A 232-nucleotide genomic window follows, 5' to 3' on the forward strand; every position below is an offset into this window, starting at 1 on the left:
TGGCTGTCAAAGAGGCTGATGAGGTGGAGGGAGATCAAGACGGCGTGATTGGAGGCGGCGTGGAAGTGCAAGCGGACGAAGTGAATAACCTCGGCGAAGAGGGGGGCGATGACGGCGTGGTGTTGGACGGACGGAAAGGCATGGAAGAGGAGAGTGGAAAGGGGAACAAGGCGGTGTTGGCGGACGTGGAAAGCATGCATGATGTTTTTTTTTTTTTTTTTTTTTTTTTTTT

Annotated in this window: 1 pseudogene; it reads left to right on the forward strand. The window is 51.7% G+C overall.

The features are described from left to right. A pseudogene (locus D8M34_RS19015) lies at nucleotides 1-232 on the forward strand (hypothetical protein); the annotation flags it as partial.

The organism is Microbacterium sp. HSID17254, from assembly GCF_003989315.1.
In the GTDB taxonomy this organism is placed as follows: domain Bacteria; phylum Actinomycetota; class Actinomycetes; order Actinomycetales; family Microbacteriaceae; genus Microbacterium.